The following is a 15,019-nucleotide window of genomic DNA, read 5'->3' as shown; positions in this document are numbered from 1 at the left end:
GAAATGGATGGTTATCCACAGAGCGGGTTATATCCAGTTTTCAACCCCCTTTATCAACTGACCTCAGGAGCAGTTATTCACAGGGCTTAGTCCACAGAAAATCGCCAACATGTCTTTTTCCGGACGCAAAAAAAGCGTCAGCTAGGGATTAGTGACGCTCGGCAAGCCAAGGGCAGGAAATGAAAAGGCTATTGTGAGAGGACGTAACAGAAGCTAATAATAGCCATTATCATTAAAACATCAGTTTCTCCCATGCCCCTACCCGCCCACACCGCTGCGATCGAGCAAATCTACGAGCAACATCATTCGTGGCTGTATGGTTGGCTCAAGGGCAAACTGCACAACGCCTGCGATGCAGCCGATGTGGCGCATGACACGTTTTTGCGAATTCTGGCGGCGCGCAATGCAGCTCATATTCGTGAGCCGAGGGATTACCTGACGACTATTGCGCGCGGCCTGGTCATCGATCGTTATAGACGCAGGGCGATTGAAAGCGCTTATCTGCAGGCCCTCGCAGCTCGGCCGGAAGCGTCAGTCATTAGCGAAGAAGACAGGGCGCTGATCATTGAAACCCTGATCGCTGTGGATAAAGCATTGACCGGGCTGGGTCCGCGAACACGGCAGATCTTCATGCTTTCGCAAGTCGACGGACTGACTTATCAACAGATCGCCGTGCAATTGAGAGTCTCGCTGACCACAGTAAAAAAACACATGATCCGCGCCCTGACTGAGTGCGCCCTGCTCATGGCGCAGCCATGATGGCCGCCGCTGCAAACCGTCAGCTATTGGAAACTGCCGCCAGCTGGTATGTGCAGTTTCAGTCTCAGCCACCGAGCCTTGCCGAACAAAAGGCCTGGCAGTTGTGGATAGACAGCGATCCAGCGCATCTGGCGGCGTGGAACCAGATGGAACAATTGCAGCGCCACCTCGGTACGCTGCCGCAGGATCTGAAACGATGTGCGCTCAATAACACTGGTCAGCACCGCCGGCAGGTGCTCAAGCTGTTGCTGCTCGCAGCGGGAACAGGCTTCGTTGGCTGGAGTGCTCAACGACACACATCCCTCGGCAACGTTTGGGCCGACTATAAAACCGGTGTGGGTCAGCGTCGCACCATCAGCCTGGCCGATGGCAGCCAGATCCAGCTCAACACCGACTCGGCCATCGATGTTTCTTTCGACGCAGCGCAACGCCTGATTCAACTGCGTGCCGGTGAAATCCTCATCCAAACCGCCAAGCTTGGCGATCAGCGGCCGTTTTATGTGCAAACCCGCGACGGGCGGATTCAAGCTTTGGGCACCCGGTTCTCGGTGCATCAGATGTCCAGCTCAACCAGAGTTGGGGTGCTGGAAGATCGAGTCAGCGTTCAACCCGCGCAGTCATCCACTGCTGCGCTCATTCTGAAAGCAGGCGAAGGCGCGGATTTCGATAGTCGGCACATCGGCCTCAGTCATTCCTTCCAGTCATCAGAAGTGGCCTGGATCAACGGCCAGTTGATCGTTTTCGACGCGCGCCTGGGCGATGTAATCGCGGAGTTGGGACGCTATCGCAGTGGTGTATTGCATTGTGATCGCCGCGCCCGGGATCTGCGGGTCTCCGGGACTTTCCGGCTCGATTCGACCGACGCAGTGCTGGCCAACCTTCAGGCCTCGTTGCCAATCAACGTGCGTTATTTCAGCCGTTATTGGATCTCGATCAGCCATAGCGCTTGATCAAAAAATGCCTGGGGAAAAATAATTTCAAGCAGGGTTATCTTTTTTCGCCCTGACCCGGCCCTACAGGTAATCGCGATAAACGCGGCTCTTCGCCACCTTCAGGGCTAATCCACACATGCGTCTTCCCACGTTCCGTCAGCGCTTTTCTCCACATTGCATTGCATGCAGCTTATTGATGGCCAGCGCTGCGTCTTGTCTGGTGATCAGCAACAGCGCCTTCGCGGCGTCGACATCCCAGCGCTTCGCCATTGCCGCCGGCCCGCTGGATAGTGCCTTGAGCCAGTTCGCCGCTGCCGCCAATGTGATTCTGTCGTTCTCGCCGCAGCAGACCAGCCGCTTGCGCAGTGCCGGTTTAAATGGCGATTTCAGCGTCGAACAAGGTTTCGCTCAATTGCTGCAAGGCTCGGGTTTACAGGCAGTGCCACAAGCACCCGGCAGTTACATTCTGCAGAACGTGCCCAGCGGTGACTCCCTGGAGCTGGCGCCGACCAACATCAATGCGCAGTTGGGTAATCCAATGAATCTGGATTACACCGCCGACGTCGGCTACAAGGCGCAAAACAGCCGGATCGGTACGAAAACCAATACGCCGCTGTCGGAAACACCGCGTTCCGTGTCAGTGGTGACCGGGCAGCGCATCAAGGATCAGAAATCCCAGACACTCACCGACGTACTCGGCTACGTGCCGGGGATCTTCGCCCCACCTTTTGCCGCCGGTGACAGTCTGGCTGGCGACCTGTTCTATATCCGTGGTTTCAACGCCACCGATTACGGCTACGGTTTGCTGCGCGATGGACTGCGCGTGCAGGGCAATCGCTATGACACCAGCACCGAGCCGTACGGACTTGAGCGGGTCGAGGTGTTCCGTGGCCCGTCTACGCTGCTGTATGGCGAAAATGCGCCAGGCGGTCTGGTCAATCTGGTCAGCAAACGCCCGACCGCCGCGCCTCAGGGCGAAGTGCAACTGGGCTATGGCTCGAACAATCGCCGGCAAATCGGCGTAGATGTCTCCGGCCCGCTCAATGACAACGGCAACGTTCTCGGACGCGTGGTGATGCAGGGGCGCAAATCCGATACCCAGACCGAGCACGTTCCTGACGACCGGATTTATATCGCCCCTTCGCTGACCCTGAACTTCGACGATTTCAATACGCTGACGCTGCTGGCCAACTACCAGAAAGACCACACCAACATGGAGCTTGGCCTGCCGGCCGCCGGCACGTTGCTGAGTAATCCCAACGGCCAATTATCCAAAGACACAATGCTCGGCGACCCGGACTGGAATACCTTCGAACGGGAAACCTGGAGCAGCGGTTACGAGTTCAGCCACTCGTTCAACGACGACTGGCAGTTCCGCCAGAACTCGCGCTACATGCAGTCGCGCATCACCCGCCACGAAACCTGGCCGGGCAATCTGAACAACGCCGGTTTCGGCACGCGGTTGAACGTGACCGCTTACGATCGCTTCAACAAATCCATGGTGTATTCGCTGGATAACCAGCTCGAAGGCAAGTTCGAGGCGGGCGAGCTGGAAAACACCGTGCTGTTGGGCGTCAGCTACGATCGCACCTCGTTCAACCAGGACTGGAATGCCGGCGTTGTCGGGCCGATCGATGTGTATAACCCGGTTTACCTGCGCGATCCGACCACGCCAATTGCCGTGCAGAACACTTTGCTCGAGCAGCAGATGAAGGGTGTTTATGCACAGATTCAGAGCAAGTACGACCACTGGCTGTTCCTGCTGGGCGGGCGCCAGGACTGGGTCGACAGTGACTTCCGCGACAAGGTGGCGCGAGGCAGCAACATCAGCTCCGAGGACAAGAAGTTCACCTATCAGGGCGGCGTGATGTATGAGTTCGACAACGGCATGACGCCGTATGTCAGCTATTCAACAGCGTTCGTGCCGGTGCAGCAGATTTCCAATGCCGGCGCACCGCTTGATCCGATCACCAGCAGCCAGTACGAAGTGGGTTTGAAGTACGAACCGATGGGCTGGGACACCGCTTTCACCGCTTCGGTGTATGACCTGCGCAAGAAGGACGACACCTATTTCGACGCAACGACGTCAACCTATCGCCAGGTGGGCGAAAGCCGCGCCAAAGGGGTGGAGCTGGAACTCAACAGTAATTTGACGCAGAACCTCAATGTCACGGCGGCTTATACCTACACCGACGCAAAAATTACCAAGGATTCGGCGACGTCGCTGGTCAAGGGCCACCAAATGACCGGCGTGCCGCGTAATCAAGCGTCGGCCTGGGCGAAATATCGCTTCCTCGACGGTGATTTGAAAGGCTTGTATGTGGCCGGTGGCGTGCGTTATTTCGACAGTGCGTTTGCCTACACTTCGCCTTCTCTCTACGGAAAACTGGATGCCGGCGACGTGACATTGGTCGACGCGGCGGTTGGATATCAGATCGATACACACTGGAGTGTCGATCTGAACGCGAAGAACCTGTTCGATAAGGAATACGTTTCGGGATGCAACGATGCAGGTCGCTGTTACTGGGGCGAGGATCGTACTTTGCTCGGTACGGTGTCCTATAACTGGTGAACAAAAAAGGGGCTGTGGATGAATTATCCACAGCCCCCTCTTTTATTTGCCAATGCAGAAGCTGGAGAAAATCCGTCCGAGCAAATCATCAGAACTGAACGCCCCGGTAATTTCACCCAGGGAATGTTGAGCCTGGCGCAAATCCTCAGCGAGCAACTCCCCAGCGCCCGCCAGGGTCAGTTGCGCGCGGCCATGTTCCAATGCCGCGCTGGCGTGGCGCAGTGCCTCCAGATGCCGGCGACGTGCGCTGAAGCTGCTTTCCGAGGTCTGCTCGTAACCCATGCACGCCTTTAGATGATCACGCAGCAGATCGAGGCCTTCGGCAGACTTGGCACTGAGACTGATGGTCACGTGGCCGTCGTCACTGGTTTCCAGAGCAATCGCTTCACCGGTCAGATCGGCTTTGTTCCGGATCAGGGTGACTTTCGCCGGATCCGGTCGAGACTCAAGGAATTCTGGCCACAAGGCAAAAGGATCCAGTGCTTCTGGTGCGGTCGCATCGACCACCAGCAAAACCCGATCCGCTTCACCGATGGCTTTCAACGCCCGTTCCACACCGATCTTTTCCACATGATCATCGGTGTCACGCAGCCCTGCAGTATCGACCACATGCAACGGCATCCCGTCGATGTGGATATGTTCGCGCAAAATATCCCGCGTAGTACCGGCAATTTCGGTGACGATGGCGGCTTCGCGACCGGCCAATGCATTCAACAGGCTGGATTTACCGGCATTCGGCCGCCCAGCGATGACGACTGTCATACCATCACGCAACAATGCGCCCTGCCCCGCTTCGCGCAGCACTGTGGATAACTCATCGCGTACCTTATCGAGCATGCCCAATACATGACCGTCGGCGAGAAAGTCGATTTCCTCTTCCGGGAAGTCGATGGCGGCTTCGACGTAGATACGCAAACCGATCAGCTGCTCGGTCAAGTTATGCACACGCTGGGAAAACGCACCCTGCAATGAACGCAGCGCATTGCGCGCAGCCTGTGCAGAACTGGCTTCGATCAAATCGGCTATTGCTTCGGCCTGGGCCAGATCGAGTTTGTCATTGAGGAAGGCGCGCTCGCTGAATTCACCTGGACGGGCCAGACGGCAGCCCAGTTCCAGACAACGCTTGAGCAACATGTCCAGAACGATCGGGCCGCCATGGCCCTGCAATTCCAAGACGTCTTCGCCGGTGAACGAGTTCGGCCCCGGGAAATACAAAGCCAGACCTTCGTCCAGCACCTGCTGGTCGTCACTGAAAAACGGTCCGTAATGGGCGTAACGTGGTTTCAGTTCTCGGCCGCTGATGGCTATTGCCGCAACGCTGGCCAACGGCCCGGAAATACGGACGATGCCCACACCGCCGCGCCCTTGAGCGGTGGCGACAGCGGCGATGGTTTCACGGGGTGTGCTCATAAAGCGGCATCCAGACAAAAGTGGCAGATAGCAAAACGCCCCACTAGGGGGCGCTTTGAGTGGTGTTATCCACAGTGCAAGTTACGCCTCGGCTTTTTTCGTCGCCGCTTCGATCTTACGCGTGATGTACCACTGTTGTGCAATCGACAGGCAGTTGTTCACAACCCAGTACAGCACCAGGCCCGCCGGGAACCACAGGAAGAAGAAGGTGAAGATGATTGGCATCATTTTCATGACCTTCGCCTGCATCGGATCCGGAGGCGTCGGGTTCAACTGCTGCTGGATGAACATGGTTGCGCCCATGATGATCGGCAGAATGAAGAACGGATCCTTGATCGACAGGTCAGTGATCCACAGCATGAACGGCGCCTGGCGCATTTCCACGCTTTCCAGCAGAACCCAGTACAGCGACAGGAAGACCGGCATCTGCACGAGGATCGGCAAGCAGCCGCCCAGTGGATTGATCTTCTCTTTCTTGTACAGCTCCATCATGGCCTGCGACATTTTCTGCCGGTCATCGCCATGTTGCTCTTTCAGCGCAGCCAGTTTCGGAGCCACGGCACGCATGCGCGCCATCGATTTGTAGCTGGCGGCCGACAGCGGGAAGAAAATCCCTTTGATCAGCATGGTCAGGAAGATGATCGACCATCCCCAGTTACCGACAATGGCGTGGATATGTTGCAGCAGCCAGAAGATCGGCTGGGCAATGAACCACAGAATGCCGTAGTCGACGGTCAGTTCCAGACCTGGGGACAACTCTTTCAGTACAGCCTGACTCTTCGGACCGGCGTACAGCACAGCACTGGTTTCAACTTTCGCACCCGGAGCAGCGGTCAGAGTCGGACCGGTGTAACCAATGATGTAGTTGCCTTTGCTGTCTTTACGGGTCTGGACGATGTTGTTTTCGCCCTTGGCCGGAATCCACGCGGTCACGAAGTAGTGCTGCAACCAGGCTACCCAACCACCGGTGACCGTTTCCTTGAGCTGCGCCTTGTCCATGTCCTTCATCGACACTTTCTTGTACGGCTCGGAACTTGTCCACAGGGCGGCGCCCAGGTAAGTCGCGGTGCCAGTAGCCGTGGTCGACGAAGGATCAGCGCTGGCGTCGCGCTTCAACTGGGCAAACATTGCGCCGTTCCAGGGCTGAGCGCTCTGGTTATCCACAATGTAGGAGACAGCGACGTCGTACAGGCCACGTTTCATGGTGAAACGCTTGATGTAGTTGACGCCGTCCTTGCTGAATTTCAGGTCAACGACGAGTTGATCCTGACCGTCAGCCAGTTGGTAAACCTTCTTCTCCGAGGAATAAACCGGACGACCGGCCGGGTTTGCATCCGGGCCGTTGGTACCGATCAGACCGCTTTGCGCCAGATATACACGTTCGCCGCCGTTATCGAACAGCTGGAACGGAACGTCAGGACGATCCTGACGACGTGGATACAAAGGCAGAGTCAGTTGCGCAACGTCGCCACCCTGTGGATCGATCGCCAGATCGAGCACATCGGTCTTGACCTGAATCAGATCCTTGCTGGCGGCGACCGGCGTTTCGGCAGGTGCGCTGGTATCGCTGGCGGCGCGCGGAATATCGTCACTGGCAGCATTTGTGCCAGTGGCGGTGTCCGGCAAACCGGATGTAGTCGTACTGGAAGCAACATTCTGAGTCGGCAGGGCAGCCTGGCCATAATCCTGGTTCCATTTAAGAACCATGACGTAGGACACGATTGCCAGGGCGACGATCAGGATCGTGCGTTTGATATCCATGATTACTCGGCCATCGAAGAAGAACGGGAGGTAGGGACAGGTGGAACCGGGTCATAACCACCGGGATTCCACGGATGACAGCGACCTAAACGACGAAAGGTCAGCCAGCCACCGCGCAGAAGGCCATGATTTTCAATGGCTTCATACGCGTAGCAGGAACAACTGGGGTAGAAGCGACAGTGGCTGGCCATTAAAGGACTAATGGCATAGCGATAAAACTGGATCGGAACGAGGGCCAGTTTACGCATCGGTACTGTCTACCCCTACAGTTTCGGTTTTGACTGCCGGAACGGGCTTGTTGCGTGCCAGACGCTTCCAGAGTTTGCCGAAATGCTGAATCAATTCGGGGTTTTCTACATCACCCAAACCTTTGCGCGCGACGATAACGATGTCCCAGCCGACCAGTGAATCCTGGTGCAGACGGAACGATTCGCGCATCAGACGTTTGAGGCGATTGCGCTCAACGGAGAGCTTCACGCTCTTTTTCCCGATAACCAGCCCGAGACGGGGGTGATCAAGATCGTTGTTGCGTGCAAGGAGCAGGAGATTTTTCCCCGGAACCTTGCCGGTAGGGGAGTCAAAGACTGCCTTGAAATGCCGGGGGGTAAGCAGACGCTTTTCCCGACTGAAGTCCTGACTCACCTCCAGTACCGGATTATCAAACTGCCAGACGCGCACGACCTTTGGCGCGACGACGCGACAGGACTGCGCGGCCGTTCTTGGTAGCCATGCGAGCACGGAAACCGTGGGTACGAGCGCGTTTGATTGTGCTTGGTTGGAAAGTACGTTTCATGTCGTGTTACCTGGTTCGTCCACAACGGGCCGGAATGGCCCCCGTTTTAAGAGACCGGGGATTCTAGAGAAAGCAAGCCTTCAGGTCAATTTCCAACCAGCGTTTCCTTATAAATAGATCCGGGCAGGTTTTTAGCTTGAACGCCTGTCAGCCAGATATAGAAATAAAGAAGGGAATTATTTAAAGCTTTTCTGTAAAGCTTGTAAAAGCTAGACACGCCATCTTCTGTGGATAACTGCCATGAAGCCTTATTCCACGGGATGTACAGAGAATGACAACTACAGTGGAAAACCGTGTTCAGCCTGTGCTGCGCTATCGGATAAGCTGTGCGTGGAATGGCTAGTTATCCACAGGCTGGTTATCCACCGGGTTTAGCCCCCAGTTGTCCAGTGCCCTCAGAGGCGTTTATCCACAGGGCTTATTCACATGCCGTTGGTCGCCTTTTAATGCGTTAACGCGTTGATAAATGATGGTGACGGACCTACCTGCATGTGGATAAGTGAATCGCTCGCCGCTACAATGGCCGCTTGTTTTTGCCTCACCGGCTTTCAACTTAGGGGATATCCGTGTCAGTGGAACTTTGGCAGCAGTGCGTGGAGCTTTTGCGCGAAGAGCTGCCTGCCCAACAATTCAACACCTGGATCCGTCCACTACAGGTCGAAGCCGAAGGCGACGAGTTGCGCGTCTACGCACCGAATCGTTTCGTGCTGGACTGGGTCAACGAAAAGTACCTGGGCCGCGTCCTTGAATTGCTGGATGAGCACGGCAATGGCTCGACGCCGGCGCTGTCCTTGTTAATAGGCAGCAAGCGCAGCTCGGCACCTCGTGCCGCACCCAATGCGCCGCTGGCGGCCGCGCAGGTTGCTCAGGCGCAAGCCAATAATGTGCCAGCGAGCAATCCGGCACCGACGCCAGCCCCTGCTCCGGCCAAACGTTCCACACAGAAGGCCGCTGAAGTCAGCGAAGAACCTTCCCGCGACAGCTTCGACCCGATGGCGGGTGCTGCTTCGCAGCAGGCCCCGGTTCGCGCGGAGCAGCGCACCGTGCAGGTAGAAGGTGCGCTCAAGCACACCAGTTACCTGAACCGCACGTTCACCTTCGAGAATTTTGTTGAAGGTAAATCCAACCAGCTCGCCCGTGCGGCGGCCTGGCAGGTGGCGGACAATCCCAAGCACGGCTATAACCCGCTGTTCCTTTATGGTGGCGTCGGCCTGGGTAAAACCCACTTGATGCACGCAGTGGGCAACCATCTATTAAAGAAGAATCCGAATGCCAAGGTCGTGTACCTGCATTCCGAGCGTTTCGTGGCCGACATGGTCAAAGCGCTGCAACTGAACGCCATCAACGAATTCAAGCGTTTCTACCGTTCGGTGGACGCCTTGTTGATCGACGATATTCAGTTCTTCGCCCGCAAGGAGCGTTCCCAGGAAGAGTTTTTCCACACCTTCAACGCGCTGCTTGAAGGTGGTCAGCAGGTCATTCTCACCAGTGACCGCTACCCGAAAGAAATCGAGGGCCTTGAAGAACGCCTCAAATCCCGCTTCGGCTGGGGCCTGACCGTTGCGGTCGAGCCGCCTGAGCTGGAAACCCGCGTGGCGATCCTGATGAAGAAGGCCGATCAGGCCAAAGTCGAGTTGCCCCATGACGCCGCGTTCTTCATCGCCCAGCGCATCCGCTCGAACGTTCGTGAGCTGGAAGGCGCGCTGAAACGTGTGATCGCTCACTCGCACTTCATGGGCCGCGACATCACCATCGAGCTGATTCGCGAATCCCTCAAAGACTTGCTGGCGTTGCAGGACAAACTTGTTTCTGTGGATAACATTCAGCGCACCGTCGCCGAGTATTACAAGATCAAGATTTCCGACCTGCTGTCCAAGCGCCGCTCGCGCTCGGTGGCTCGTCCGCGTCAGGTGGCCATGGCGTTGTCCAAGGAACTGACCAACCACAGCCTGCCGGAAATCGGCGATGTGTTTGGCGGCCGCGACCACACCACCGTGCTGCACGCCTGCCGCAAGATCAACGAACTTAAGGAATCCGACGCGGACATCCGCGAGGACTACAAGAACCTGCTGCGTACACTGACCACTTGATGAACACCAGCGCAGCTTATTAAGGCAAGGGACTAGACCATGCATTTCACCATTCAACGCGAAGCCCTGTTGAAACCCCTGCAACTGGTCGCAGGCGTCGTCGAGCGCCGACAGACCTTGCCGGTACTGTCCAACGTGCTGTTGGTCGTCGAAGGCCAGCAACTGTCGCTGACCGGTACCGACCTGGAAGTCGAGCTGGTCGGTCGTGTGCAACTCGAAGAGCCGGCCGAAACCGGTTCCATCACCGTGCCGGCGCGCAAGCTGATGGATATCTGCAAAAGCCTGCCCAACGATGCGCTGATCGACATCAAGGTCGACGAGCAGAAGCTGGTGGTAAAGGCCGGCCGTAGCCGCTTCACCCTGTCGACCCTGCCGGCCAACGATTTCCCGACCGTCGAAGAAGGCCCGGGCTCGCTGACCTGCAGCCTGGAGCAAAGCAAACTGCGTCGTCTGATCGAACGCACCAGCTTCGCCATGGCCCAGCAGGACGTGCGTTACTACCTCAACGGCATGCTGCTGGAAGTTTCCGCTGGTGTGATCCGCGCCGTGGCCACCGACGGACACCGTCTGGCGATGTGCTCGATGCAGGCCGATATCGGTCAGCCGGATCGCCATCAGGTGATCGTGCCGCGCAAAGGTATCCTCGAGCTGGCGCGTCTGCTCACCGAGCCGGATGGCAATGTCAGCATCGTCCTCGGCCAGCACCACATCCGCGCCACCACTGGCGAGTTCACTTTCACCTCGAAACTGGTCGACGGTAAATTCCCGGATTACGAGCGCGTCCTGCCGAAAGGTGGTGACAAGCTGGTACTCGGCGATCGTCAGGCGTTGCGTGAAGCGTTCAGCCGTACCGCGATTCTGTCCAACGAGAAGTACCGCGGTATCCGTCTGCAACTGGCCAGCGGTCAGTTGAAGATCCAGGCCAACAACCCGGAGCAGGAAGAAGCGGAAGAAGAAGTGGGCGTTGAATACAACGGCGGCTCGCTGGAGATCGGCTTCAACGTCAGCTATCTGCTCGACGTGCTGGGCGTGATGACCACCGAGCAGGTTCGCCTGATCCTGTCCGACTCCAACAGCAGTGCGCTGGTGCAAGAGTCCGACAATGACGATTCGGCTTACGTTGTCATGCCGATGCGTCTGTAATCAGCTGATCCTGAATGTCGTTAAGTCGTGTTTCGGTCACCGCGGTGCGCAATCTGCACCCGGTGACCTTCTCCCCCTCCCCCCGCATCAACATTCTTTACGGCGCCAACGGCAGCGGCAAAACCAGTGTTCTGGAAGCCATTCATCTGCTGGGGCTTGCCCGTTCGTTTCGCAGCACGCGGCTGTTGCCCGTGATTCAGTACGAACAGCTCGCCTGTACCGTATTCGGTCAGGTTGAGCTGGCTGAAGGCGGACACAGTGCGCTGGGGATTTCCCGCGACCGTCAGGGCGAGTTCCAGATTCGCATCGACGGCCAGAACGCCCGTAGCGCTGCGCAGCTGGCGGAGATCCTGCCGCTGCAGTTGATCAACCCGGACAGCTTCCGTCTGCTGGAAGGCGCACCGAAGATTCGCCGGCAGTTTCTCGACTGGGGCGTGTTCCACGTCGAACCGCGTTTCATGGCCACTTGGCAGCGTTTGCAGAAGGCGCTGCGCCAGAGAAACTCCTGGCTGCGGCATGGTACACTTGACGCCGTTTCGCAAGCGGTTTGGGACAGGGAACTGTGCCAGGCCAGCGCTGAAATCGATGAATACCGCCGCGCTTACATCACAGCCTTGAAACCGGTCTTCGAACAGACCTTGAGCGAACTGGTTGAGCTCGAGGGTTTGACGCTCAGCTATTACCGAGGCTGGGACAAGGACCGCGAATTGAGCGCCGTACTCGCCGCTTCCGTACAACGGGACCAGCAGATGGGGCACACCCAGGCCGGACCGCAACGAGCTGATTTGCGTCTCAGATTGGGCGCACACAATGCCGCGGACATCCTGTCCCGGGGTCAGCAGAAGCTTGTGGTCTGTGCACTGCGGATTGCCCAAGGGCACCTGGTCAGCCAGGCCCGTCGCGGACAGTGTATTTATCTGGTGGATGATTTGCCGTCCGAGCTGGACGAGAGCCACCGCCGCGCGCTGTGCCGCTTGCTGGAAGACTTACGCTGCCAGGTGTTTATCACCTGTGTAGATCACGAATTACTGAGGGAAGGCTGGCAGACGGAAACGCCAGTCGCTTTGTTCCACGTGGAACAGGGCCGTATCACCCAGACCCACGACCATCGGGAGTGAAGGCATTGAGCGAAGAAAATACGTACGACTCAACGAGCATTAAAGTGCTGAAAGGCCTGGATGCCGTACGCAAACGTCCCGGTATGTACATTGGTGACACCGACGATGGCAGCGGTCTGCACCACATGGTGTTCGAGGTGGTCGACAACTCGATCGACGAAGCCCTCGCCGGCCATTGCGACGACATCAGCATCATCATTCACCCGGACGAATCCATCACCGTTAAAGACAACGGTCGTGGCATCCCGGTAGACGTGCATAAAGAGGAAGGCGTTTCCGCCGCAGAGGTCATCATGACCGTCCTCCACGCTGGCGGTAAGTTCGACGACAACTCCTACAAAGTATCCGGCGGTCTGCATGGCGTAGGTGTGTCGGTGGTGAACGCGCTGTCCGAAGAACTGGTCCTTACCGTTCGCCGCAGTGGCAAGATCTGGGAACAGACCTACGTCCACGGCGTTCCTCAGGCACCGATGGCCATCGTTGGCGACAGCGAAACCACCGGTACCCAGATCCACTTCAAGGCTTCCAGCGAAACCTTCAAGAACATTCACTTCAGCTGGGACATCCTCGCCAAGCGCATTCGTGAACTGTCCTTCCTCAACTCCGGTGTCGGCATCGTCCTCAAGGACGAGCGCAGCGGCAAGGAAGAGCTGTTCAAGTACGAAGGCGGCCTGCGTGCGTTCGTTGAATACCTGAACACCAACAAGACTGCGGTCAATCAGGTGTTCCACTTCAACATCCAGCGTGAAGACGGCATCGGCGTGGAAATCGCCCTGCAGTGGAACGACAGCTTCAACGAGAACCTGTTGTGCTTCACCAACAACATTCCGCAGCGCGACGGCGGCACCCACCTGGTGGGCTTCCGCTCGGCGCTGACGCGTAACCTGAACAACTACATCGAGCAGGAAGGTCTGGCGAAGAAGCACAAAGTCGCCACCACCGGCGACGATGCCCGTGAAGGCCTGACCGCGATCATCTCGGTGAAAGTGCCGGATCCGAAGTTCAGCTCGCAGACCAAAGACAAGCTGGTGTCTTCCGAGGTGAAGACTGCGGTGGAACAGGAGATGGGCAAATACTTCTCCGACTTCCTCCTGGAAAACCCGAACGAAGCCAAGCTGGTGGTCGGCAAGATGATCGACGCCGCCCGTGCCCGTGAAGCCGCGCGCAAGGCCCGTGAGATGACCCGCCGCAAAGGCGCGCTGGACATCGCCGGTCTGCCGGGCAAGCTCGCCGACTGCCAGGAAAAAGACCCGGCGCTGTCCGAACTGTACCTGGTGGAGGGTGACTCCGCGGGCGGTTCTGCGAAGCAGGGACGTAACCGCAAGACCCAGGCGATCCTGCCGTTGAAGGGCAAGATCCTCAACGTTGAGAAGGCCCGTTTCGACAAGATGATCTCGTCCCAGGAAGTGGGCACGCTGATCACCGCGCTGGGCTGCGGCATCGGTCGCGAAGAGTACAACATCGACAAGCTGCGCTATCACAACATCATCATCATGACCGATGCTGACGTCGACGGTTCGCACATCCGTACCCTGCTGCTGACCTTCTTCTTCCGTCAACTGCCGGAGCTGATCGAGCGTGGCTACATCTACATCGCCCAGCCACCGCTGTACAAAGTCAAAAAAGGCAAGCAAGAGCAATACATCAAAGACGACGACGCCATGGAAGAGTACATGACGCAGTCGGCCCTGGAAGATGCAAGCCTGCACCTGAACGAAGAAGCCCCGGGCATTTCCGGTGAAGCGCTGGAACGTCTGGTGAACGACTTCCGCATGGTCATGAAGACCCTCAAGCGTCTGTCGCGTCTGTACCCTCAGGAGCTGACCGAGCACTTCATCTATCTGCCGGCCGTCAGTCTGGAAACCTTGGGCGACCACGCAGCGATGCAAGAGTGGCTGGCCCAGTACGAAGTTCGCCTGCGCACCAACGAGAAGTCGGGTCTGGTCTACAAGGCCAGCCTGCGTGAAGATCGCGAACGTGGCGTCTGGCTGCCAGAGGTCGAACTGATCTCCCACGGCCTGTCGAACTACGTCACCTTCAACCGCGACTTCTTCGGCAGCAACGACTACAAAACCGTGGTCACTTTGGGCGCCCAATTGAGCACCCTGCTCGACGAAGGCGCGTACATCCAGCGTGGCGAGCGCAAGAAAGCCGTTACCGAGTTCAAGGAAGCCCTCGACTGGCTGATGGCCGAAAGCACCAAGCGCCACACCATCCAGCGCTACAAAGGTCTGGGCGAAATGAACCCGGATCAGCTGTGGGAAACCACCATGGACCCAAGCGTGCGGCGCATGCTGAAAGTCACCATCGAAGACGCCATCGGTGCAGACCAGATCTTCAACACCCTGATGGGTGATGCGGTCGAACCTCGCCGAGACTTTATCGAGAGCAACGCATTGGCGGTTTCCAACCTGGATTTCTGATCCTGATTGCTACCCGCT

The 15,019-nt window shown here is 57.4% G+C and carries 12 protein-coding genes; 7 read left to right on the top strand and 5 right to left on the bottom strand.

The features are described from left to right. Positions 1-252: 252 nt before the first annotated feature. From CKW30_RS25985 to CKW30_RS25975, 3 genes are all read left to right on the top strand, one after another. Positions 253-759, top strand: coding sequence for a sigma-70 family RNA polymerase sigma factor (locus CKW30_RS25985; RefSeq protein ID WP_095182337.1), 507 nt, complete (start codon positions 253-255; stop codon positions 757-759). Next, positions 759-1,709 carry a FecR domain-containing protein gene (locus CKW30_RS25980; RefSeq protein WP_095182335.1) on the top strand — a complete coding sequence of 317 codons (951 nt, stop codon included), beginning with the start codon at positions 759-761 and terminating at the stop codon, positions 1,707-1,709. The genes CKW30_RS25985 and CKW30_RS25980 overlap by 1 nt, the downstream gene beginning before the upstream one ends. Before the next feature lie 118 nt (positions 1,710-1,827). After that, positions 1,828-4,263, top strand: a complete 2,436-nt coding sequence (locus CKW30_RS25975) for a TonB-dependent siderophore receptor (RefSeq protein WP_095182333.1) — start codon at positions 1,828-1,830, stop codon at positions 4,261-4,263. A 42-nt stretch (positions 4,264-4,305) separates the two neighbouring features. Here CKW30_RS25975 and mnmE read toward each other — a convergent pair whose 3' ends face one another. The 5 genes from mnmE to rpmH form a co-directional block, all read right to left on the bottom strand. Next, complete coding sequence (gene mnmE, locus CKW30_RS25970; protein WP_041476524.1) at positions 4,306-5,673, bottom strand: tRNA uridine-5-carboxymethylaminomethyl(34) synthesis GTPase MnmE; 1,368 nt, start codon at positions 5,671-5,673, stop codon at positions 4,306-4,308. An 81-nt stretch (positions 5,674-5,754) separates the two neighbouring features. Then, positions 5,755-7,434: a membrane protein insertase YidC gene (gene yidC, locus CKW30_RS25965; RefSeq protein ID WP_041476523.1), complete on the bottom strand. Its 1,680-nt coding sequence runs from the start codon at positions 7,432-7,434 to the stop codon at positions 5,755-5,757. Positions 7,435-7,436: 2 nt separating this feature from the next. Then, positions 7,437-7,682, bottom strand: coding sequence for a membrane protein insertion efficiency factor YidD (gene yidD / locus CKW30_RS25960; protein ID WP_027901580.1), 246 nt, complete (start codon positions 7,680-7,682; stop codon positions 7,437-7,439). Next, positions 7,675-8,076 (bottom strand): ribonuclease P protein component, encoded by a 402-nt coding sequence (gene rnpA / locus CKW30_RS25955; protein ID WP_024014946.1) that lies wholly within the window; start codon positions 8,074-8,076, stop codon positions 7,675-7,677. Before rnpA ends, yidD begins: the two co-directional genes overlap by 8 nt. A 16-nt stretch (positions 8,077-8,092) precedes the next feature. After that, positions 8,093-8,227, bottom strand: coding sequence for a 50S ribosomal protein L34 (gene rpmH / locus CKW30_RS25950; protein WP_003213577.1), 135 nt, complete (start codon positions 8,225-8,227; stop codon positions 8,093-8,095). Between the two features lie 566 nt (positions 8,228-8,793). Between rpmH and dnaA the strand changes: the two genes are divergently transcribed. The 4 genes from dnaA to gyrB are packed head-to-tail and all read left to right on the top strand — an operon-like array spanning position 8,794 to position 15,001. Further along, positions 8,794-10,317: a chromosomal replication initiator protein DnaA gene (gene dnaA, locus CKW30_RS25945; RefSeq protein ID WP_024014947.1), complete on the top strand. Its 1,524-nt coding sequence runs from the start codon at positions 8,794-8,796 to the stop codon at positions 10,315-10,317. Between the two features lie 39 nt (positions 10,318-10,356). Continuing rightward, positions 10,357-11,460 carry a DNA polymerase III subunit beta gene (gene dnaN / locus CKW30_RS25940; RefSeq protein WP_016772390.1) on the top strand — a complete coding sequence of 368 codons (1,104 nt, stop codon included), beginning with the start codon at positions 10,357-10,359 and terminating at the stop codon, positions 11,458-11,460. A gap of 14 nt (positions 11,461-11,474) precedes the next feature. After that, positions 11,475-12,578 carry a DNA replication/repair protein RecF gene (recF, locus tag CKW30_RS25935; protein WP_056791117.1) on the top strand — a complete coding sequence of 368 codons (1,104 nt, stop codon included), beginning with the start codon at positions 11,475-11,477 and terminating at the stop codon, positions 12,576-12,578. Between the two features lie 5 nt (positions 12,579-12,583). Beyond that, entirely contained in the window at positions 12,584-15,001 is a 2,418-nt protein-coding gene (gyrB, locus tag CKW30_RS25930) for a DNA topoisomerase (ATP-hydrolyzing) subunit B (RefSeq protein WP_024014948.1), read from the top strand. Positions 15,002-15,019: the final 18 nt, after the last annotated feature.

It is taken from the genome of Pseudomonas sp. Irchel 3F6 (genome assembly GCF_900187595.1).
Lineage (GTDB): Bacteria > Pseudomonadota > Gammaproteobacteria > Pseudomonadales > Pseudomonadaceae > Aquipseudomonas > Aquipseudomonas siliginis.
The sequence above is the reverse complement of the archived record's forward strand: the minus strand, read 5'-3'. Positions and strand labels throughout refer to the sequence as shown.

What these genes read in the sequence shown, in the direction of transcription:
- yidD (WP_027901580.1), bottom strand. Translation starts at nt 7,682, where the DNA reads ATGCGTAAACTGGCCCTCGTTCCGATCCAGTTTTATCGCTATGCCATT.
- mnmE (WP_041476524.1), bottom strand. Translation starts at nt 5,673, where the DNA reads ATGAGCACACCCCGTGAAACCATCGCCGCTGTCGCCACCGCTCAAGGG.
- rpmH (WP_003213577.1), bottom strand. Translation starts at nt 8,227, where the DNA reads ATGAAACGTACTTTCCAACCAAGCACAATCAAACGCGCTCGTACCCAC.
- CKW30_RS25985 (WP_095182337.1), top strand. Translation starts at nt 253, where the DNA reads ATGCCCCTACCCGCCCACACCGCTGCGATCGAGCAAATCTACGAGCAA.
- yidC (WP_041476523.1), bottom strand. Translation starts at nt 7,434, where the DNA reads ATGGATATCAAACGCACGATCCTGATCGTCGCCCTGGCAATCGTGTCC.
- recF (WP_056791117.1), top strand. Translation starts at nt 11,475, where the DNA reads ATGTCGTTAAGTCGTGTTTCGGTCACCGCGGTGCGCAATCTGCACCCG.
- CKW30_RS25980 (WP_095182335.1), top strand. Translation starts at nt 759, where the DNA reads ATGGCCGCCGCTGCAAACCGTCAGCTATTGGAAACTGCCGCCAGCTGG.
- dnaN (WP_016772390.1), top strand. Translation starts at nt 10,357, where the DNA reads ATGCATTTCACCATTCAACGCGAAGCCCTGTTGAAACCCCTGCAACTG.
- CKW30_RS25975 (WP_095182333.1), top strand. Translation starts at nt 1,828, where the DNA reads ATGCGTCTTCCCACGTTCCGTCAGCGCTTTTCTCCACATTGCATTGCA.